General features: G+C 66.3%; 1 pseudogene. It reads left to right on the top strand.

The window, feature by feature from the left end:
- Positions 1–303 (top strand): annotated as a pseudogene (locus CVH10_RS19360) (copper-binding protein); the annotation flags it as partial.

The raw sequence follows: 303 nt of genomic DNA, 5'->3' as shown, positions 1-303 counted from the left end.
GCATGGACCACAGCCAGATGGGCGGCGCTGCAATGCCCGGCATGGACCATAGCCAAATGGCAGCGGGCGGTGCTGGCATGGCCGGCATGGACCATAGCGCAATGTCGGGCGGATCGGGTCAGGCTGGCGGCATGGCCGGGATGGACCACGGGTCGGGTGGCGGCATGAACATGAGTATGCGCGACCCGAAGAATGCGCCGGGCGTGAAGATGGGGCCGGGCGTGCAGACCATCTCACCGATGCCGAAGGACCGTAGCGGTGAACCGCCTCAGGGTCTTGAGGGCCTGGATCACCGCGTCCTTA

Source organism: Halomonas sp. ND22Bw (genome assembly GCF_003011945.1).
In the GTDB taxonomy this organism is placed as follows: domain Bacteria; phylum Pseudomonadota; class Gammaproteobacteria; order Pseudomonadales; family Halomonadaceae; genus Halomonas; species Halomonas halophila.
The sequence above is the reverse complement of the archived record's forward strand: the minus strand, read 5'-3'. Positions and strand labels throughout refer to the sequence as shown.